This window comes from Streptomyces coelicoflavus (assembly GCF_045041415.1).
Taxonomy (GTDB): domain Bacteria; phylum Actinomycetota; class Actinomycetes; order Streptomycetales; family Streptomycetaceae; genus Streptomyces; species Streptomyces coelicoflavus.
This window is the reverse complement of record NZ_CP108218.1, coordinates 6,199,497-6,216,793: the sequence shown is the minus strand read 5'-3', so window position 1 is coordinate 6,216,793 and position 17,297 is coordinate 6,199,497. Positions and strand designations below refer to the sequence as shown.

At 73.2% G+C, this 17,297-nt stretch carries 22 protein-coding genes; 5 read left to right on the top strand and 17 right to left on the bottom strand.

The window, feature by feature from the left end; translation table 11 throughout:
- Positions 1–12 precede the first annotated feature (12 nt).
- The 5 genes from OHA99_RS27860 to hisI all read right to left on the bottom strand — a co-directional run bounded on the left by OHA99_RS27860 (position 13) and on the right by hisI (position 3,632).
- On the bottom strand, positions 13–459 hold the full coding sequence (locus tag OHA99_RS27860) for a DUF2752 domain-containing protein (protein ID WP_205616745.1): 447 nt from the start codon (positions 457–459) through the stop codon (positions 13–15).
- 129 nt (positions 460–588) lie between these two features.
- The gene (locus tag OHA99_RS27855; protein WP_153180321.1) at positions 589–840 is read right to left on the bottom strand and encodes an HGxxPAAW family protein; all 252 of its coding nucleotides are present in this window, start codon (positions 838–840) and stop codon (positions 589–591) included.
- A 120-nt stretch (positions 841–960) separates the two neighbouring features.
- Positions 961–1,602, bottom strand: coding sequence for a TIGR02234 family membrane protein (locus OHA99_RS27850; RefSeq protein ID WP_153180320.1), 642 nt, complete (start codon positions 1,600–1,602; stop codon positions 961–963).
- A 57-nt stretch (positions 1,603–1,659) separates the two neighbouring features.
- Positions 1,660–3,195: an anthranilate synthase component I gene (locus OHA99_RS27845; RefSeq protein WP_153180319.1), complete on the bottom strand. Its 1,536-nt coding sequence runs from the start codon at positions 3,193–3,195 to the stop codon at positions 1,660–1,662.
- A gap of 11 nt (positions 3,196–3,206) precedes the next feature.
- Complete coding sequence (gene hisI, locus OHA99_RS27840; protein WP_153180318.1) at positions 3,207–3,632, bottom strand: phosphoribosyl-AMP cyclohydrolase; 426 nt, start codon at positions 3,630–3,632, stop codon at positions 3,207–3,209.
- 81 nt (positions 3,633–3,713) lie between these two features.
- On the opposite strand from hisI, the gene OHA99_RS27835 reads away from it, so the two are divergent.
- Positions 3,714–4,349, top strand: a complete 636-nt coding sequence (locus tag OHA99_RS27835; RefSeq protein ID WP_153180317.1) for a TIGR03085 family metal-binding protein — start codon at positions 3,714–3,716, stop codon at positions 4,347–4,349.
- A 12-nt stretch (positions 4,350–4,361) separates the two neighbouring features.
- Here OHA99_RS27835 and OHA99_RS27830 read toward each other — a convergent pair whose 3' ends face one another.
- From OHA99_RS27830 to hisD, 11 genes are all read right to left on the bottom strand, one after another.
- Complete coding sequence (locus OHA99_RS27830; RefSeq protein ID WP_153180316.1) at positions 4,362–5,630, bottom strand: MFS transporter; 1,269 nt, start codon at positions 5,628–5,630, stop codon at positions 4,362–4,364.
- A complete protein-coding gene (locus OHA99_RS27825; protein ID WP_153180315.1) occupies positions 5,623–6,210 on the bottom strand; it encodes a transcriptional regulator in 588 nt (195 codons plus the stop codon). Before OHA99_RS27825 ends, OHA99_RS27830 begins: the two co-directional genes overlap by 8 nt.
- A 60-nt stretch (positions 6,211–6,270) precedes the next feature.
- The gene (locus tag OHA99_RS27820) at positions 6,271–6,432 is read right to left on the bottom strand and encodes a hypothetical protein (protein WP_153180314.1); all 162 of its coding nucleotides are present in this window, start codon (positions 6,430–6,432) and stop codon (positions 6,271–6,273) included.
- 65 nt (positions 6,433–6,497) lie between these two features.
- A complete protein-coding gene (gene hisF / locus OHA99_RS27815; RefSeq protein WP_153180313.1) occupies positions 6,498–7,253 on the bottom strand; it encodes an imidazole glycerol phosphate synthase subunit HisF in 756 nt (251 codons plus the stop codon).
- Positions 7,250–7,654, bottom strand: a complete 405-nt coding sequence (locus OHA99_RS27810; protein ID WP_153180312.1) for a RidA family protein — start codon at positions 7,652–7,654, stop codon at positions 7,250–7,252. Before OHA99_RS27810 ends, hisF begins: the two co-directional genes overlap by 4 nt.
- Positions 7,651–8,376 (bottom strand): bifunctional 1-(5-phosphoribosyl)-5-((5-phosphoribosylamino)methylideneamino)imidazole-4-carboxamide isomerase/phosphoribosylanthranilate isomerase PriA, encoded by a 726-nt coding sequence (priA, locus tag OHA99_RS27805; RefSeq protein ID WP_007448562.1) that lies wholly within the window; start codon positions 8,374–8,376, stop codon positions 7,651–7,653. The genes OHA99_RS27810 and priA overlap by 4 nt, the downstream gene beginning before the upstream one ends.
- A 35-nt stretch (positions 8,377–8,411) precedes the next feature.
- Positions 8,412–9,050 carry an imidazole glycerol phosphate synthase subunit HisH gene (gene hisH / locus OHA99_RS27800; protein WP_165686305.1) on the bottom strand — a complete coding sequence of 213 codons (639 nt, stop codon included), beginning with the start codon at positions 9,048–9,050 and terminating at the stop codon, positions 8,412–8,414.
- Entirely contained in the window at positions 9,047–9,211 is a 165-nt protein-coding gene (locus OHA99_RS27795; protein ID WP_007448565.1) for a hypothetical protein, read from the bottom strand. Before OHA99_RS27795 ends, hisH begins: the two co-directional genes overlap by 4 nt.
- A gap of 3 nt (positions 9,212–9,214) precedes the next feature.
- Positions 9,215–9,808, bottom strand: coding sequence for an imidazoleglycerol-phosphate dehydratase HisB (gene hisB, locus OHA99_RS27790; RefSeq protein WP_007448566.1), 594 nt, complete (start codon positions 9,806–9,808; stop codon positions 9,215–9,217).
- Positions 9,805–10,914 carry a histidinol-phosphate transaminase gene (locus tag OHA99_RS27785; RefSeq protein WP_153180311.1) on the bottom strand — a complete coding sequence of 370 codons (1,110 nt, stop codon included), beginning with the start codon at positions 10,912–10,914 and terminating at the stop codon, positions 9,805–9,807. The genes hisB and OHA99_RS27785 overlap by 4 nt, the downstream gene beginning before the upstream one ends.
- Positions 10,911–12,236 carry a histidinol dehydrogenase gene (hisD, locus tag OHA99_RS27780; protein ID WP_153180310.1) on the bottom strand — a complete coding sequence of 442 codons (1,326 nt, stop codon included), beginning with the start codon at positions 12,234–12,236 and terminating at the stop codon, positions 10,911–10,913. Before hisD ends, OHA99_RS27785 begins: the two co-directional genes overlap by 4 nt.
- 199 nt (positions 12,237–12,435) lie before the next feature.
- Between hisD and OHA99_RS27775 the strand changes: the two genes are divergently transcribed.
- From OHA99_RS27775 to ybaK, 4 genes are all read left to right on the top strand, one after another.
- Positions 12,436–14,013, top strand: coding sequence for an oxidoreductase (locus tag OHA99_RS27775; protein WP_153180309.1), 1,578 nt, complete (start codon positions 12,436–12,438; stop codon positions 14,011–14,013).
- Between the two features lie 68 nt (positions 14,014–14,081).
- Entirely contained in the window at positions 14,082–15,119 is a 1,038-nt protein-coding gene (locus OHA99_RS27770; RefSeq protein ID WP_366473735.1) for a hypothetical protein, read from the top strand.
- An 11-nt stretch (positions 15,120–15,130) separates the two neighbouring features.
- Complete coding sequence (locus OHA99_RS27765) at positions 15,131–15,871, top strand: LON peptidase substrate-binding domain-containing protein (RefSeq protein ID WP_366473736.1); 741 nt, start codon at positions 15,131–15,133, stop codon at positions 15,869–15,871.
- 13 nt (positions 15,872–15,884) lie between these two features.
- On the top strand, positions 15,885–16,397 hold the full coding sequence (gene ybaK, locus OHA99_RS27760; RefSeq protein ID WP_165686302.1) for a Cys-tRNA(Pro) deacylase: 513 nt from the start codon (positions 15,885–15,887) through the stop codon (positions 16,395–16,397).
- 151 nt (positions 16,398–16,548) lie between these two features.
- On the opposite strand, the gene OHA99_RS27755 is transcribed toward ybaK, so the two are convergent.
- Positions 16,549–17,274 carry an AAA family ATPase gene (locus OHA99_RS27755; RefSeq protein WP_366473737.1) on the bottom strand — a complete coding sequence of 242 codons (726 nt, stop codon included), beginning with the start codon at positions 17,272–17,274 and terminating at the stop codon, positions 16,549–16,551.
- Positions 17,275–17,297 lie beyond the last annotated feature (23 nt).

The window sequence follows — 17,297 nt, the reverse complement described above, 5'->3', positions numbered from 1 at the left end:
CCCATCAAATGATCAAGGGATCAGCCAGCCACCGAACGGCAGGTTCCGGACAACGGTGAAGACCAGCAGCAACGTCCCCAGCGTCCACAGGTGGACCGGTCCGAGGTCGACGCGCACCGGGCGGCCCCGGGCCGCGCGGACCACCCAGACGGTCCACAGGACCGCGAAGCCCAGGTAGGCGAGGACGGCGGGCGCGTTGGCGTGCAGCGCGGCCGTCAGGTCGCCGTGGACGAAGGCGTGGGCGCTGCGCAGGCCGCCGCAGCCGGGGCAGTAGACGCCGGTGAAACGCAGCAGGGGGCAGACGGGGTAGTGGCCGGGCTCGTAGGGGTCCACGCTCCCCACGTAGGCGAAGGCTCCGGCGACGGCCGCGAGCACCCCGGCGGGGACGGCCAGGCGCAGGGCCGCGCCGCGGTACTGGGGGGTGCCGGTCCGGCTGGGTTTCCCGCTCTCGACGTCCACGCCCGCATTCTGCACCGGGCGGCCCCCACGCGCACACGAGGGGCGGGCCCGGCCAACACGCACACGAGGGGCGGTCCCGGCACCCGTGTGCCGATCCGCCCCTCAGGAGGTCCGTGACCGCCGCTGCGGTCAGCCCTTGGCGCCGGCCTGCGCGTGCTCGCCGCTGACCTGGTGCACGGGGTGGGTCTGCTTCGGCTGGCCGAGGCCCATCATCTTCATGATGTAGCCGACGACACCGCCGAGGAGCACGACCACCATGCCGGCCCAGAAGCCCCACGGCTGGGCCGCCACCATGAACATGCCCGCGATGCAGAAACCGATGAAGGCGATGATGACACCGGTCCAGGCGGCCGGGGTGTGACCGTGGCTGCTGCCCGCCATTGCTTGCTCCTCGTTGCTGTGTGCCATGTCTGAGCAGGACGCTCGCGCCCATTGTCGCGCACGGCGGCACGCGCCGTGAGCGGGGGTGCTCCGGTGGGTGAACGCGGGCCCGGACGCGGGTCAGGCGCCGGTGGGGTCCTCGCCGCGGTCGATGGCCTTCCACAGGTCCTCGGGGCGGTCCGGGTCGACCGTCTGCGGTCCGCGGCGCGGGCGCGGGGTGCCGTCGCGCTCGTAGCGGCCGGACATCGCGGGCCACAGGCGGCCGTAGCGCAGCGCGAGCAGCCCGGCCAGCAGGAGCAGGGCGCCGCCGACGGCCGCGACGTACGGCCAGGCGGTGTGGGAGAGGGCGTCGACGGTGGCCGAGGTGTCGCCGGCGGCCTTGGCCGCCTGGTCGTCGAGGGCGGAGCTGTCGGAGGCGCCGGCCAGGGCCGCGGCGACGGTGCCGGCGCCGCTCAGCGCGAGCACGGCGGCGACGGCGAAGCGGCCGGCGCGGCGGACGGCGAAGACGGCGACGAGCGCGGCGAGCCCGACTATGGCGAGCGCCGCGGGTACGCCCGTGACGTCGCTGCCCTTGGCGGTCAGCGAGAACGCGCCGCCGGCCACGGTCGCGGTGCCCTCCGCCCACTCCTGCCGGGTGGCGAGCAGGGCGACGGCCGCGCCGAGCGCGCCGCACAGCAGGGCGACGGCGAGGCTCCGGCGGCCGGCCCGGGCGGGTCCTGCGGCTGGGTTACGGGGGTGAGGAACGGCTGTCACGTACTCCACTATCACCCGAACCCCGGGCGTTCCGTCACCCGGGGTTCGAAATGGGGTACGTGATAATCACCCCACCACGGGGTCCGGTTGGCCCTGTCGCGCCAGCCGGTTGGCCGTGTGCACGGCCCTGAGCACCGCCGCCGCCTTGTTGCGGCACTCGGTGTCCTCGGCGACCGGGTCGGAGTCCGCGACGACGCCCGCGCCCGCCTGGACGTAGGCGGTGCCGTCGCGCAGCAGGGCGGTGCGGATGGCGATGGCGGTGTCGGAGTCGCCGGCGAAGTCGAGGTAGCCGACGCAGCCGCCGTACAGGCCGCGCCGGGAGGGTTCGAGTTCGTCGATGATCTGAAGGGCGCGCGGCTTGGGCGCGCCGGAGAGGGTGCCGGCCGGGAAGCAGGCGGTGAGGACGTCGAAGGCGGTGCGGTCCGGGGCGACCCGGCCGGTGACCGTCGAGACGATGTGCATGACGTGCGAGTACCGCTCGACGGACATGAAGTCGACGACCTCGACGGAGCCGGGCTCGCAGACGCGGCCGAGGTCGTTGCGGCCGAGGTCGACGAGCATCAGGTGCTCGGCGCGCTCCTTGGGGTCGGCGAGCAGCTCGTCGGCCAGGGCCTGGTCCTCCTGCGGGGTGGCGCCGCGCGGGCGGGTGCCGGCGATGGGGTGCACCATGGCGCGCCCGTCCTCGACCTTGACCAGCGCCTCGGGGGACGAGCCGACGACGTCGAAGCCGTCGAGGCGGAGCAGGTACATGTACGGGGAGGGGTTGGTGGCCCGCAGGACCCGGTACACGTCGAGCGCGCTCGCCGTGCAGGGCGTCTCGAAGCGCTGGGAGGGCACGACCTGGAAGGCCTCGCCCGCGCGGATGCGCTCCTTGATGTCCTCGACGGCGTCCTGGAAGTCGGGGCCGCCCCACAGCGCCGTGTACTCGGGCAGTTCGGAGGGCGGCAGCGCGGCCGGGGGCTGGGCGACCGCGCGGGTGAGGTCGGACTCCATGGCGTCCAGGCGGGCGATCGCGTCGGCGTAGGCCTCGTCGACGCCGGTCTCCAGGTCGTTGTGGTTGATCGCGTTGGCGATCAGGAGGACCGAGCCCTCCCAGTGGTCCATGACGGCGAGGTCGCTGGTGAGCAGCATGGTCAGCTCGGGCAGCTTCAGGTCGTCGCGCTCGCCCGGGCCGACCTTCTCCAGGCGGCGCACGACGTCGTAGCCGAGGTAGCCGACCATGCCGCCGGTGAAGGGCGGCAGGCCCAGGTCGTGGGCGAGGTCGCGCGGGGTGTGCAGGGCCTCGACGGTGGCGCGCAGGGCGGCGAGCGGGTCGCCCGCGGTGGGGACGCCGACGGGCGGGGTGCCCTGCCAGTGGGCCTGCCCGTCCTTCTCGGTGAGGGTGGCGGCGCTGCGGACGCCGACGAAGGAGTACCTGGACCAGGATCGTCCGTTCTCCGCGGACTCCAGCAGGAAGGTGCCGGGGCGCTCGGCGGCGAGCTTGCGGTACAGCGCCACCGGGGTGTCGCCGTCGGCGAGGAGCTTGCGGCTGACCGGGATCACCCGGCGGTCGGCGGCCAGCTTGCGGAAGGTGTCGAGGTCCATGTCATGCGTGACGTCCATGGCGGCAGACCCTACTGATCCGCGCCGGGCGCGTCGGCCCCGGCGACCTCGGACCCCTCGGCGAGGAGTACGTCGGTGTCGAAGCAGGTGCGGGTGCCGGTGTGGCAGGCGGCGCCGACCTGGTCGACCCTGACCAGCACGGTGTCGGCGTCGCAGTCCAGCGCCACGGACTTCACCCACTGGAAGTGTCCGGAGGTGTCCCCCTTGACCCAGTACTCGCGGCGGCTGCGCGACCAGTAGGTGCAGCGTCCGGTGGTCAGTGTGCGGTGCAGCGCCTCGTCGTCCATCCAGCCGAGCATCAGCACCTCCCCGGTGTCGTACTGCTGGGCGATGGCGGGCAGGAGCCCGTCGGCGCTGCGCTTGAGCCGGTCGGCGATCTCCGGTGCGAGCGGGCTGGGCCGCCCGGGGGCGCCGCTGGTGGGGGAGCTGCTGGTCATGCGCCCATTGTGCCGCGCGGACCCGACACGCCCCCGGGATGTCCATTGGGCGGACCCGGCCGGCCGCCGTAGGCTGACCCCATGTCGACTTTCGCCAAGCGTGAACGACTTCTGCTCGCGGATCTGTTGGAGACGGCGGGTCCGGACTCCCCGACCCTGTGCGACGGCTGGCGGACCCGGGACCTGGCCGCGCACGTGGTGGTGCGCGAGCGCCGGCCGGACGCCGCCGGGGGCAGCATGATCAAGCAGCTGGCGTCCCGCCTCGACCGGGTGATGGAGGAGTACACCGCGAAGCCGTACGAGGAGCTGCTCCAGCTGATCCGCACGGGTCCCCCGCGCTTCTCCCCCTTCCAGCTCAAGCAGGTCGACGAGGCGGCGAACACGGTCGAGTTCTACGTCCACACCGAGGACGTCCGCCGCGCCCGGCCCGACTGGTCGCCGCGCGAGCTGGACCCGGTCTTCCAGGACGCCCTGTGGTCCCGCCTGGAGCGCGCCGCCCGCCTGATGGGCCGGGGCATCCCGACGGGCCTGGTGCTGCGCCGTCCGAACGGCCAGACGACGGTCGCCCACCGGGGTACGCCGGTGGTGACGGCCACGGGCGAGCCGTCCGAGCTGCTGCTGTTCGCGTACGGCCGGCAGGACGCCGCGAAGGTGGAGCTGGAGGGCGAGAAGGACGCGATCGCCAGGCTGCGGGAGACGAAGCAGCTCGGGATCTGATCCCCGGGTCGCTCACTTCGGCAGCTCGGCCCGCCGTACGCCGGGCGCGCACAGGGCGACGACCCCGCCGAGGCCGCAGACGGCGGCGCTGACGGCGAAGACCGGGCCGGTGCCCCAGACGCCGATGGCGGCGGCGGACAGGGGCATGCTCAGCGGCGCGATCCCCAGGCTGACGATACCGCCGACGGCGGTGACCCGGCCCAGGTAGGCGGGGTCGGACTGGGTCTGCAGCAGGGCTCCGCACATGGCGCCGCTGAGCCCCGTGAGCAGGCCGACGAGCAGCGCCGTGCCGACGGCCACGGGGAGGGCGGGCGCGTGGGCCAGGGCGGCGATCGCGGCCGCGCCGGGGATGATGGCGCCGGCGGCGACGTACCCGGCGTGCGGCAGGCGTCCCCGTACGGTCAGCAGCAGGGCGGCGACTCCGGCGCCGGTCCCGAACCCCGCGAGCACCCAGCCCATCCCGGACGCGCCCCAGCCCCGTTCGTCCGCGAGCAGGGTGAGGCCCACGTTGAGGGGGCCGACGAAGCCGAGGTCGCCGAGGGCGATGGTCACCATGAGCGGGCCGAGGACGCGGTGCCTGCGGACGTAGCGGAGGCCGCCCACCAGGTCGCGCCAGGCGGTGGTCTCCCGTGCGGCACCCGCGTCGTCGGCCGGCAGGTCACGCATCCGGACGGAGACCAGCAGCGGCACGGACACGGCGATCAGCAGCCCGGCGAACGCGAAGGCCGCCGCCGCGCCGCCGACCGCCACGCCGAGTCCGCCGAGCGGAGCGCCCACGACGGCGGCGAAGCGTATGGCGAGGCCGCGCATGCCCTGGACGCGGGCGAGCTGGTCCTTGCCGGTGATCCGCGCCGGGAGCGCCCCCACGGCGGGCATGAACACGGCGTCGACGGTGCCGAAGACGACGGCGAGGAGGGCGAGGAGCCACAGCCCGGGGTCGGTCGCGAACAGCACGGCGGCGACCGCGAGGACGGTGACGCACCGCACGGAGTCACTGCCGATGACGACCCGGCGCGGCCCGAGCCGGTCGGCGACCACTCCCCCGCCGAGCATGAGCAGGGCGCGGGGCACCGCGCTGACGGCGGTGACGAGACCGGCCTGCGCGGGCGTGCCGTTCTGCACGGCGGCCCAGGACAGCGCGAGGAAGAACACCATGTCGCCGACCATGGACGCGGTGTAGGCGGTGACCCAGCGCAGGACGTTGGGGTCGCGGTGGGCGGGGCGCTCCGGGGCGGCAGCGGATATGTGCACGTCCGTCACGGACTCGGTCGTCTCAGACACGGAAGGGGAATCCGTAGACGTGCAGCGCGACGTTCTCGCGCCCCTCGGTGTCGCCGGCGGCTTCGGCGGCCCGGCCCCGTTCGTCGTACTTCTTCGCCAGGGCGAGCAGTTCGTCGCCCAGTTCCTTCAGGTCGGCGGGGGTCAGGCGCAGCTGTGACTCGTTGTCGGGGGCGGCGGAGTTCCACTCGGGGCCCCAGGTAGGGCGTTCGTCGAGGTAGCGGCGGTACATGGCGGCGCGCTGCTCGTGGAAGAGCCGGGTGGCCGCGAGGTGGGCGGCGGCCCGCTCGGGGGCGTCGCGGAAGTTCTCGTCGCGGATGCTGACCCCGTCCGACGACGGCTGCCACCACCGCTCCCTGCCGTCCGCGCTCTGCGGCTCGGCCTCCTCGACCAGCCCGTGCTCGGCCAGCTTGCGCAGGTGGTAGCTGACCAGCGACACGGCCTCGTCCACCTGCTCGGCGAGCTGCGAGGCGGTCGCCGTGCGCGCCACTCCGAGGTTGCGGTAGAGCTGGCTGCGCAGCGGGTGGGCGAGGGCTTTGAGGGTGCCCAGGTCGGTGATGGGGCGGTTCTCCTGACGCGGCATGCATCCAGGCTAGGTTACGAAAGGAAAATTGCGCAACGAAGATTGCGCAATTTTTCTTTTCTAGCCCGAGGGAGACGTGAAGCCTCTCGCTCGACGCCTGACCGCCACCCCTTCCATCAGCACGTCATACGCGAGTCGGTCGACGGCGACGTCTCGCTCCTGGGCCTCCGCCGCAAGCTCGGCCAGCTCTTCCTCGGTGAACTCGATCGTGATCGCAGCCATACGGGCAGGTTAGAAGCAGGGGCTTCGACGATTCCGCCCCCGCCACCAACGAGCGCCTGCTCGAACTACCGAACGGGATGCCCCGCCCCCCGCAGCGTCTCCTTCACCTCGCCGATCCGCAGATCCCCGAAGTGGAAGACCGACGCCGCCAGGACCGCGTCCGCGCCCGCCTCTACCGCCGGAGCGAAGTGGGCGAGGGCGCCCGCGCCGCCCGAGGCGATCACGGGGACGGTCACGTGCTTGCGGACCGCCGCCAGCATCTCCAGGTCGTAGCCGTCCTTCGTGCCGTCCGCGTCCATCGAGTTGAGCAGGATCTCCCCCGCGCCCAGCTCGGCGGCCCGGTGCGCCCACTCCACCGCGTCGATGCCGGTGCCGCGCCGGCCGCCGTGGGTGGTCACCTCGAAGGTGCCGGCCTCGGTGCGCCGGGCGTCGACCGACAGGACGAGGACCTGCCGGCCGAAGCGCTCGGCGATCTCGCGGATCAGGTCGGGCCGGGCGATGGCGGCCGTGTTCACGCCCACCTTGTCGGCGCCGGCCCGCAGCAGCTTGTCGACGTCCTCGGCGGTGCGCACCCCGCCGCCGACGGTGAGCGGGATGAACACCTGCTCGGCGGTGCGGCGCACCACGTCGTAGGTCGTCTCGCGGTTGCCCGACGAGGCGGTGATGTCCAGGAACGTCAGCTCGTCGGCGCCCTCGGCGTCGTACACCTTGGCCATCTCGACGGGGTCGCCCGCGTCGCGCAGGTTCTGGAAGTTGACGCCCTTGACGACCCGGCCGTTGTCCACGTCCAGGCAGGGGATGACTCGGACCGCCAGGGTCATGAATCCACGGCTCCTCTATACGCTTCCACTTCGACCGACACCAGGACCCGCGAGTCGATGAATCCCTGCACGACCAGCAGGGTCGTGACCGGGCGCACGGAGTCGAACAGCTCCTTGTGGGCGCGGCCCACCGCATCGACGTCGCGCGAATGCGCCAGGCACACACGGGTCCGGATCACGGACTCGACGCCGAGCCCGAACTCGCCGATCGCCTCGACGGCGGTGGCGAAGGCGACCTTGGTCTGTTCGTACGGGTCGCCTTCCCCGTACAGCATGTCGCCCTTGAAGGCGGTCGTACCCGCCACGATCACACGGTCGCCCGCCGCCACGGCGCGTGCGAAACCGAAGGACTCTTCCCAGGGACTTCCGCTCTGCACGCGCCGTACGGCTTCAGATGTCATGGCGACACAACCTCCAGGGCTTCTTCCAGGGTGAACGCCTTCGCGTAGAGGGCCTTCCCGACGATGGCCCCCTCGACACCGTCCGGGACCAGCCCGGAGATCGCGCGCAGGTCGTCCAGGGACGACACGCCGCCCGAGGCCACGACGGGACGGTCGGTGGCCGCGCACACGTTCTTCAGGAGCTCCAGGTTGGGGCCCTGGAGGGTGCCGTCCTTGGCGATGTCGGTGACGACGTACCGGGCGCAGCCCTCCTTGTTCAGGCGGTCCAGCGTCTCGTAGAGGTCGCCGCCGTCGCGGGTCCAGCCGCGGCCGCGCAGCGTGGTGCCCCGTACGTCGAGACCGACGGCGATCTTGTCGCCGTGCTCGGCGATGACCTTGGCGACCCACTCGGGGGTCTCCAGGGCCGCGGTGCCGAGGTTCACCCGGGTGCAGCCGGTGGCGAGGGCGGCGGCGAGGGTGTCGTCGTCGCGGATGCCGCCGGACAGCTCCACCTTGATGTCCATGGCCTTCGCGACCTCGGCGATCAGCGCGCGGTTGTCCCCGGTGCCGAACGCCGCGTCCAGGTCGACCAGGTGCAGCCACTCGGCGCCGGAGCGCTGCCAGGCGAGGGCGGCCTCCAGCGGGGAGCCGTAGGAGGTCTCGGTGCCGGACTCGCCGTGCACGAGGCGGACGGCCTGGCCGTCGCGGACGTCGACGGCGGGGAGGAGTTCGAGCTTGCTCATCTCTACCGGGCTCATCTCTTCTACCGGGCTCATCTCTACAGGGTCTCGATCCAGTTGGTGAGGAGCTGGGCGCCGGCGTCGCCGGACTTCTCGGGGTGGAACTGCGTGGCCCACAGCGCGCCGTTCTCCACGGCGGCCACGAAGGGCTTGCCGTGCGTGGCCCAGGTGACCCTGGGCTCGGCGATCAGCGGGTTGTGCGACTCCTGGCTCCACTCGTGGACGGCGTAGGAGTGCACGAAGTAGAAGCGGGCGTCGGCGTCCAGGCCGGCGAAGAGCTGGGAGTCGGCCGGTGCCCGGACCGTGTTCCAGCCCATGTGGGGCACGACGTCGGCCTGGAGCGGTCCGACCGTGCCGGGCCACTGGTCCAGGCCCTCGGCCTCCACGTCGTGCTCGATGCCGCGCGAGAAGAGGATCTGCATGCCGACGCAGATGCCCATGACCGGACGGCCGCCCGAGAGCCGGCGGTCGACGATCCAGTCGCCGCGGACGGCCTTCAGCCCCTCCATGCAGGCGGCGAAGGCGCCGACGCCGGGGACAAGCAGCCCGTCGGCGTTCATGGCCCTGTCGTAGTCACGGGTGATCTCGACGTCGGCCCCCGCGCGCGCGAGGGCGCGCTCGGCGGAACGGACGTTGCCGAAGCCGTAGTCGAAGACGACGACCCGCTTTGCGGTCAACTCCAGACCTCCAGCCTCAGGACGCCCGCGAGCAGGCACATGCCGGCGCCGATGGAGAGCAGCACGATCAGGCCCTTGGGCATCTGCTGCTTGGCGAAGGAATAGATGCCGCCGGCCAGGAAGAGGCCGACGAGGATCAGTGCGGTGGACGTACCGTTCATCGGTTAGAGCGCGCCCTTCGTGGAAGGCAGGATGCCGGCGGCGCGCGGGTCGCGCTCGGACGCGTAGCGCAGGGCCCGGGCCAGCGCCTTGAACTGGCACTCCACGATGTGGTGCGCGTTGCGCCCGTAGGGCACGTGCACGTGCAGGGCGATCTGGGCCTGGGCGACGAAGGACTCCAGGATGTGCCGGGTCATCGTCACGTCGTACTCGCCGATCATCGGCGCCATGTTCTCGGGCTCGGTGTGCACGAGGTAGGGGCGGCCGGAGAGGTCGACGGTGACCTGGGCGAGCGACTCGTCCAGCGGGACCGTGCAGTTGCCGAAGCGGTAGATGCCCACCTTGTCGCCGAGGGCCTGCTTGAAGGCGGCGCCCAGCGCGAGGGCGGTGTCCTCGATGGTGTGGTGGGAGTCGATGTGCAGGTCGCCGTCGGTCTTCACGGTCAGGTCGAACAGACCGTGCCGGCCGAGCTGGTCGAGCATGTGGTCGTAGAAGCCGACACCGGTGGCGATGTCGGTCTTGCCGGTGCCGTCGAGGTCGATCTCGACGAGGACCGAGGTCTCCTTGGTCGTGCGCTCCACGCGTCCCACGCGGCTCATGTGTTCTGCTCCTTCTTGACTTCACGTACCGCGTCGAGGAACGCGTCGTTCTCCTCCGGGGTGCCGGCGGTGACCCGCAGCCACCCCGGCACGCCGTTGTCCCGGACCAGGACGCCCCGGTCGAGGATCTTCCGCCAGGTCTCGTGCGAGTCCGCGAACCGCCCGAACTGGACGAAGTTGGCGTCGGACTCGGTCACCTCGTAGCCGACGGCCCGCAGTTCGGCGACCAGCCGGTCCCGCTCGTTCTTCAGCTGCTCGACGTACTTCAGCAGCGTGTCCGTGTGCTCCAGGGCGGCCAGCGCGGTCGCCTGGGTGACGGCCGACAGGTGGTAGGGAAGCCGTACGAGCTGGACGGCGTCGACGACGGCCGGGTGTGCGGCGAGGTAGCCGAGGCGCAGGCCCGCCGCGCCGAACGCCTTCGACATGGTGCGCGAGACGACCAGGTTCGGCCGGCCGTCCAGCAGCGGCAGCAGGGACGCGCCGTGGCTGAACTCGATGTACGCCTCGTCCACCACGACCATGGACGGCTTCGCCGCCTGGGCGGCCTCGTACAGGGCGAGGACCGTCTCGGCCGGGACCGCGGTTCCCGTGGGGTTGTTGGGGGTGGTGATGAAGACGACGTCCGGGCGGTGCTCGGCGATCGCCCGCGCGGCGGCGGGCACGTCGATGGTGAAGTCCTCGTGGCGCGGCCCGGAGATCCAGCCGGTGCCGGTGCCGCGCGCGATGAGGCCGTGCATCGAGTACGACGGCTCGAAGCCGATCGCGGTGCGGCCCGGCCCGCCGAAGGTCTGGAGCAGCTGCTGGATGACCTCGTTGGAGCCGTTGGCCGCCCAGACGTTGCTCACGTCCAGGGGGTGTCCGGAGGTGTCCGTCAGGTAGCGGGCCAGCCCGGCGCGCAGCTCGACGGCGTCCCGGTCGGGGTAGCGGTTGAGGTCGCGGGCGGCCTCGCGGACCCGCTCGGTGATCCGCTCGACCAGCGCCTCGGGCAGCGGGTAGGGGTTCTCGTTGGTGTTCAGCCGTACCGGCACGTCCAGCTGGGGCGCGCCGTAGGGGGACTTGCCGCGCAGCTCGTCCCGTACGGGGAGATCGTCGATGCCGAACGTCACTTGCTTTCCGGGACCTTCCACTCGAACCTCGCCTTGATCGCCGCGCCGTGCGCGGGCAGGTCCTCGGCCTCCGCCAGCGTCACCACGTGCCGCGCGACCTCGGCGAGCGCGTCGCGCGTGTAGTCGACGATGTGGATGCCGCGCAGGAAGGACTGCACGGACAGGCCCGAGGAGTGGCAGGCGCAGCCGCCGGTGGGCAGGACGTGGTTGGACCCGGCCGCGTAGTCGCCGAGCGAGACGGGCGCCCAGGGGCCGACGAAGATCGCGCCGGCGTTCCTGACCCGGTCGGCGACGGCCGCGGCGTCGGCGGTCTGGATCTCCAGGTGCTCGGCGCCGTAGGCGTCGACCACGCGCAGGCCCTCGTCCAGGCCGTCGACGAGGACGATCGCGGACTGGCGGCCGGCCAGGGCCGGGCGGATCCGGTCCTCGACGTGCTTGGTGGCCTCGACCTGCGGCTGGAGCTCCTTCTCCACCGCGTCCGCCAGCTCCACGGAGTCGGTGACCAGGACGGCGGCGGCCAGCGGGTCGTGCTCGGCCTGGCTGATCAGGTCGGAGGCGACGTGCACCGGGTCGGCGGTCGAGTCCGCCAGGACGGCGATCTCGGTCGGGCCGGCCTCGGCGTCGATGCCGATCTTCCCGGTGAAGAAGCGCTTGGCGGCGGCGACCCAGATGTTGCCGGGGCCGGTGACCATGTTGGCGGGCGGGCAGGACTCGGTGCCGTACGCGAACATCGCGACGGCGGTGGCACCGCCCGCCGCGTACACCTCGTCGACGCCGAGCAGGGCGCAGGCGGCCAGGATGGTGGGGTGCGGGATGCCGCCGAACTCGGCCTGCGCGGGCGAGGCGAGCGCGATCGAGCCGACCCCGGCCTCCTGCGCGGGCACCACGTTCATGATCACGGACGACGGGTAGACCGACCGGCCGCCGGGCACGTAGAGCCCGACCCGCTCGACCGGGACCCACTTCTCGGTGACCGAGCCGCCGGGCACGACCTGGGTGGTGTGCGTGGTGCGGCGCTGCTCGCGGTGGACGAGACGGGCGCGGCGGACGGACTCCTCCAGGGCCGCGCGCACCTCCGGGTCGAGGCCCTCCAGGGCGCGGGTCAGCTCCTTGGCCGGAACGCGCACCCGCTCCAGCCGGACGCCGTCGAACTGCTCGGTGAAGTCGATCAGCGCCGCGTCCCCGCGATGATGCACGGCCTCGCAGATCGGACGCACCTTCTCCAGGGCGACCGAGACGTCGAAGTCGGCTCGGGGCAGCAGGTCGCGCAGGGCGGGGCCCTCGGGGAGGGCGTCGCCGCGCAGATCGATTCGGGAGATCACGGAACCAATTCTCTCAGACCCGCGTCCGGCGCGGTCCGCGCGTATCAATGGCTGATACAGAACGCGACGGAGCTCACGGCCCAGGGTGAACTCGCGCGATCCGTGCTCACTTTGAGTGTTCGGAAGGTCACTCAGTGGGCATGAACGGTTGTACGAAGCGTGAGCGACCGACGAGTAGTTGGGGAGGGAGTGAAGCACCGTGACCGAGGGGGCCGGCCGTCGTGACGGAGAGCTGCCGGACGACCTGACCACCGCCGAGGCCGGCATGTGGCAGGCCTTCCGCAACGGCAGTGTGTACGACCTGAGCAGCGGCGACGCGCTCGCCGACGACCCGCACGGCGGGCAGCCGTGGGGTCCGGAGCGGACCGTGCGCGCCCGCGTCGTGTGCTGGCTGCTGCTCGACGGCCCGCCGGCGCTCGCGGGCCGGGTGTCCTCGCTGCAACTGGTGGGGGTGCGGATCAGCGACACGATGGACCTGGCGGGCGGCACGGTGGTGCCGTACGTGGAACTGCGGCGCTGCCGGTTCGACCGGGAGGTGCTGCTGCCGGAGACCCGGTTCACGACGGTGCGGCTGGTGGACTGCGCGGTGCCGCGCCTGGAGGCGGCCCGGCTGCACACCGAGGGCGACCTGCACCTGCCGCGCTCCCGCTTCCCGGGCGGCATCCGGCTCACGGACGCGCAGATAGGCACCGACCTGCTGCTCAACCAGGCGATCGTGCACCGGGACCGCAGCGGGCGCTCGATAGCGGCGGACGGCATGACGGTCGGGCAGGACCTCCAGGCCGAGATGCTGGAGTCGCACGGCGAGGTGAGCCTGCGCAGCGCCCAGGTCGGCGTGTCGCTGAGCCTGCGCGGCGCCCGGCTCCTCAACCCGTACACGCGGCACGCGCTGAACGCCCCGCAGCTGACGGTGGAGCGCACCCTGTACCTGACGCCGGCGGGTCTGGGCAGCCCGCTGCTGCGCGGCACCACGCCCGCGCAGGGCACCCGCATCCAGCGCTTCGAGTGCGAGGGCGGGGTCCGGCTCGACGACGGACGGTTCGGCGACGCACTGGACCTGGAGCACGCGCGGTTCACCTTCACCGACGACCAGGAGCTGTCGCTGCGCCGGGTGCAGACGCCCGAGCTGCGCTTCCTGGGCGAGCGTCCGGCGCGCGGGCGGGTGGTGCTGTCGGGGGCGCGGGTGGTCAACCTGATGGACCGGGCGGACAGCTGGCCGGGCCCCGGCCGGCTGCACATGGGCGGCTTCGCCTACGAGAACCTGGTGCCGCGCGGGCCGTTCCCGCTGGCGAAGCGGCTGCGCTGGGTGGGCGCCGCGACCGCCGAGTACCACCCGGAGCCGTACGAGCGGCTCGCCGCCGTGCTGCGGGCCGGCGGGGAGGACGAGGACGCCCGCGAGGTGCTGCTCGCCAAGCACCGCAGGCGCCGGGAGAGCCTGCCGATCGCCGCGAAGCTGGTGGGCTACGCGCAGGACTGGACGGTCGCCTACGGCTACCGGCCGGGCCGGGCGGCGGTGTGGATGGCGGTGCTGTGGGCGGCCGGCTCGCTCGTCTTCGCCCGCACGGAGCCGCCCCCGCTGAAGAGCGGCGAACACCCGGACTGGAACCCGGCCCTCTTCGCCCTCGACCTCCTCCTCCCGGTGATCGACCTGGGCCAGGCCGGCTCCTGGCAGCTCCACGGCGGCTGGCAGTGGCTGTCGACGGCACTGGTCCTGCTGGGCTGGGTCCTGGCGACCACCGTGGCGGCGGGCGCCACCCGGCTGCTGCGCCGCAGCTGACCCCTCCGGGGGCGGACCCCCGCGCCCCGCACGAGCAGTGCGGCCGGCAACACGACCGGCCGAAGGCGATGCCGCGACCGCACAACCATCCCGAACCCTCGGCCGTCGTACTGGCCATGCTGCGCGCGTTCCTGCGGTCCGCCGCCGCCCGGGCCCGCTCCCGGCCGGCACGGCCCGCCCCCGACGACGACGTGCTCCTCGACGCCCCCGACGACCGCCTCGCCCCCGCCCTCGTCGCCGCGGCCCGCGGTGAGCACGGCCCCGCGGCCGGCCTCCTCGCCGGTACCCGCGAGAACGCCGAATGGGACCACCGCGACCGCTACGCGACCCGGCTCGCCGCCTTCGCCCGCTCCCGCTCCGAGTGGCTCGACACCTGGCGGGCGACCGCCCCGGACGACCCCGACGCCCGGCTGGTGGCGGCCCGCCTGACGGTCGACCGGCACTGGTACTCACCGGCCCGCACGGAACTCCTGCGCCAGGTGATCCCCGCGGTCGTCGCCGCCGCCGAGGCCGCCGGCCCCGTCGACCCGGTGCCGTGGCGGACGGCGCTGGACGCCGCGCGGGGCGCACACGCGCCGCACGCCGAGTTCGAACGGCTGTGGGAGCAGGCGGTCCGCCGCTCCCCGCACCACTACGGCAGCCATGTCGCCGCCCTGGAGTACCTGGCCGACGCCTCGCCCGAGGCCCACGGCGAGTGCCTGGACTTCGCGGAGACGGCCGCCCAGGACGCCCCCGAGGACGCGCTGCTGCGGGCCCTGCCCCTGCGCGCGGCCTTCACCTGCCTGACGGCCACCGGCGCCACCGCCACCGGCGCCACCGCCGTACGCGCGCACCGCCCCCGCCTGGACGACGCGGCCGACCGCGCGACCGTCCTCTCGGCGGCCCACCCGGCGGCCGATCCCTGGGCGGCGGAGCTGCGGAACCTGCTCGTCTACGTCCTCGTACGCCTGGAACGCCACCGGGAGGCCGCGGAGCAACTGCGGCTGACCGGCCCGTACGTCACGTCCTTCCCGTGGGAGCGGGACACGGCCGACCCCGACCCGCTCGGCCGTTTCCTCCAGGTGCGCGCGGACGTCCGTGCGCACCTGGAGACGGGCTCCCATTAGGCTTCTGCGTCGTGACCACCGTCCGGCTCCCCCTCTTCCCCCTGAACTCGGTCCTGTTCCCGGGGCTGGTGCTTCCGCTCAACGTCTTCGAGGAGCGCTACCGCGCCATGATGCGCGAGTTGCTGAAGACCTCGGAGGACGAACCACGCCGGTTCGCCGTCGTGGCGATCCGCGACGGCCACGAGGTGGCCCGGACCGCCCCCGGCCTGCCCGACCCGACGGCCACCGTCGAGCACGGGCCGGCGGCCGGCTTCGGGACCGACCCGCTCAAGGCGTTCCACAAGGTGGGCTGCGTCGCGGACGCGGCGACGATCCGCGAGCGGGCCGACGGCTCCTTCGAGGTGCTCGCCACCGGCACCAACCGGGTGCGCCTGACCTCCGTGGACGCGTCGGGCCCCTTCCTGACCGCCGAGCTGGAACCGCTGCCCGAGGAACCGGGCGACGAGGCGGGTGCGCTGGCCGAGGGCGTGCTGCGCTCCTTCCGGCAGTACCAGAAGCGGCTCGCGGGGGCCCGCGAACGGTCGCTGGCGACCGGCGCCGAACTGCCGGACGAACCGGGTGTGGTCTCCTACCTGGTCGCCGCCGCGATGATGCTGGACACGCCGACGAAGCAGCGTCTGCTCCAGGCCCCGGACACCGCCTCGCGGCTGCGGGACGAGCTGAAACTCCTTCGCTCCGAGACCTCCATCATCCGTACGCTGCCGTCCCTGCCGGCGCAGGAGCTGACGCGCGGCCCGACGAGTCTCAACTGAGGTACTGGGTTTCATGGCGAAGAAGCCGAGCAAGGCGAACAAGAAGCAGCAGTCCGGCGGCACGCCCGCCACGGTGGCGCTCACCGCGGCCGGGGTGACGTACACGGTCCACGCCTACGAGCACGACCCGGCCCATCCGTCCTACGGCGAGGAGGCGGCCGAGGCGACGGGCGTCGCCCCGGAGCGGGTGTTCAAGACGCTGGTGGCGGACGTGGACGGGGCGCTGACGGTCGCGGTGGTGCCCGTGGCGGGTCAGCTGGACCTCAAGGCGCTGGCGGCCGCGGTCGGCGGCAAGCGCGCGGCGATGGCCGACCCGGTCCTGGCCGAGCGCACCACGGGCTATGTACGCGGCGGCATCTCCCCGCTGGGCCAGCGAAAGCGCCTCCCGACGGTCCTGGACGCCTCGGCCTCGGCCCACCCCACGATCTGCGTCTCGGCAGGCCGCCGCGGCCTCGAGGTCGAACTCTCCCCCACCGACCTCACCAACCTCACGACCGCAGTCCTGGCCCCGATCGCCCGCCCCTAGCTGCGGGCAATCGTGCCTCCCCCAGTGCCTGAACGGCCTGGGAGGTACCCCCAGGGGCGGCACGGGTGGGCGCAGCGGCACCCCGCGACGCCGGGCCGCACACTCCCACGCCCGACCCACCGTCACCCGCAACGCCGGGCCGCGCGACGCCCTACTTACCCCCGTACGCCCCCGGATACTGCCCCGGCGCCGGCCAGGGATCCGGCTCCGGATCCCGCGGCCCGAACAACCCCGTCAGCCCCAGATGCACCACCAGCGCCGCGAAGGACCACGCCAGCAGCACCCCCTTCGCCCCCAGCTTCAGCGGCGCGGAGAACGTCACCCCCTCGCCCACCTCCTTGGCGTGCGCGATGACGTCCTGCGCGGGCCCGAGCTGCACCCCGAGCCACCACGCCAACAGCGACCCGAGCAGCCCGCCGACACCGAGGGCCACCACCAGCGGCACACCCCCGCGCCGGCGCAGCAGGAAGACCACGACCGCGCTGAGCGCCCCGAACGCCAGCGCGAGCAGCGTGAACGTTCCGTCGACGCCGATCGCCTGCTCGCCCTCGGAGTCCTTGAGGTAGACGACCCAGCCGCCGTCGGCCACGTCGCCCACCAGCGGCACGCTCGGCGCCAGCTTCCACCACAGCACGCCCAGCAGCGCGCCGAAGACCGCGACCGCCACCACGGTCACGGCGGCCTGCCGCACTTCCTTCAACATCCCGGGGCCGTCCTGTTCGCCGTGGTGGTCACCGTGGTGGTCGTACGGGCCGCCGGGCGCGGTGCCCAGCGCGTCGGCGCCCACCGCGTGCGCACCGACGGGCGGCGGCACCGGCCCGCCCTGGTACGACGAGCGTTCGTTCGGCGGCGGTGGCGGAGTCCAGGGTGCTGTCACCGTGCCATCGTGCCAAACGCGCC

Excerpts from the sequence above, each read along its gene's own strand:
- hisI (WP_153180318.1), bottom strand. The coding sequence starts at position 3,632 with ATGACCAGCAGCTCCCCCACCAGCGGCGCCCCCGGGCGGCCCAGCCCG.
- OHA99_RS27795 (WP_007448565.1), bottom strand. The coding sequence starts at position 9,211 with ATGAACGGTACGTCCACCGCACTGATCCTCGTCGGCCTCTTCCTGGCC.
- ybaK (WP_165686302.1), top strand. The coding sequence starts at position 15,885 with ATGGCGAAGAAGCCGAGCAAGGCGAACAAGAAGCAGCAGTCCGGCGGC.
- OHA99_RS27770 (WP_366473735.1), top strand. The coding sequence starts at position 14,082 with ATGCCGCGACCGCACAACCATCCCGAACCCTCGGCCGTCGTACTGGCC.
- OHA99_RS27825 (WP_153180315.1), bottom strand. The coding sequence starts at position 6,210 with ATGCCGCGTCAGGAGAACCGCCCCATCACCGACCTGGGCACCCTCAAA.
- OHA99_RS27810 (WP_153180312.1), bottom strand. The coding sequence starts at position 7,654 with ATGACATCTGAAGCCGTACGGCGCGTGCAGAGCGGAAGTCCCTGGGAA.
- hisF (WP_153180313.1), bottom strand. The coding sequence starts at position 7,253 with ATGACCCTGGCGGTCCGAGTCATCCCCTGCCTGGACGTGGACAACGGC.
- hisB (WP_007448566.1), bottom strand. The coding sequence starts at position 9,808 with ATGAGCCGCGTGGGACGCGTGGAGCGCACGACCAAGGAGACCTCGGTC.
- OHA99_RS27820 (WP_153180314.1), bottom strand. The coding sequence starts at position 6,432 with ATGGCTGCGATCACGATCGAGTTCACCGAGGAAGAGCTGGCCGAGCTT.
- OHA99_RS27835 (WP_153180317.1), top strand. The coding sequence starts at position 3,714 with ATGTCGACTTTCGCCAAGCGTGAACGACTTCTGCTCGCGGATCTGTTG.
- OHA99_RS27845 (WP_153180319.1), bottom strand. The coding sequence starts at position 3,195 with ATGGACGTCACGCATGACATGGACCTCGACACCTTCCGCAAGCTGGCC.
- priA (WP_007448562.1), bottom strand. The coding sequence starts at position 8,376 with ATGAGCAAGCTCGAACTCCTCCCCGCCGTCGACGTCCGCGACGGCCAG.
- OHA99_RS27855 (WP_153180321.1), bottom strand. The coding sequence starts at position 840 with ATGGCGGGCAGCAGCCACGGTCACACCCCGGCCGCCTGGACCGGTGTC.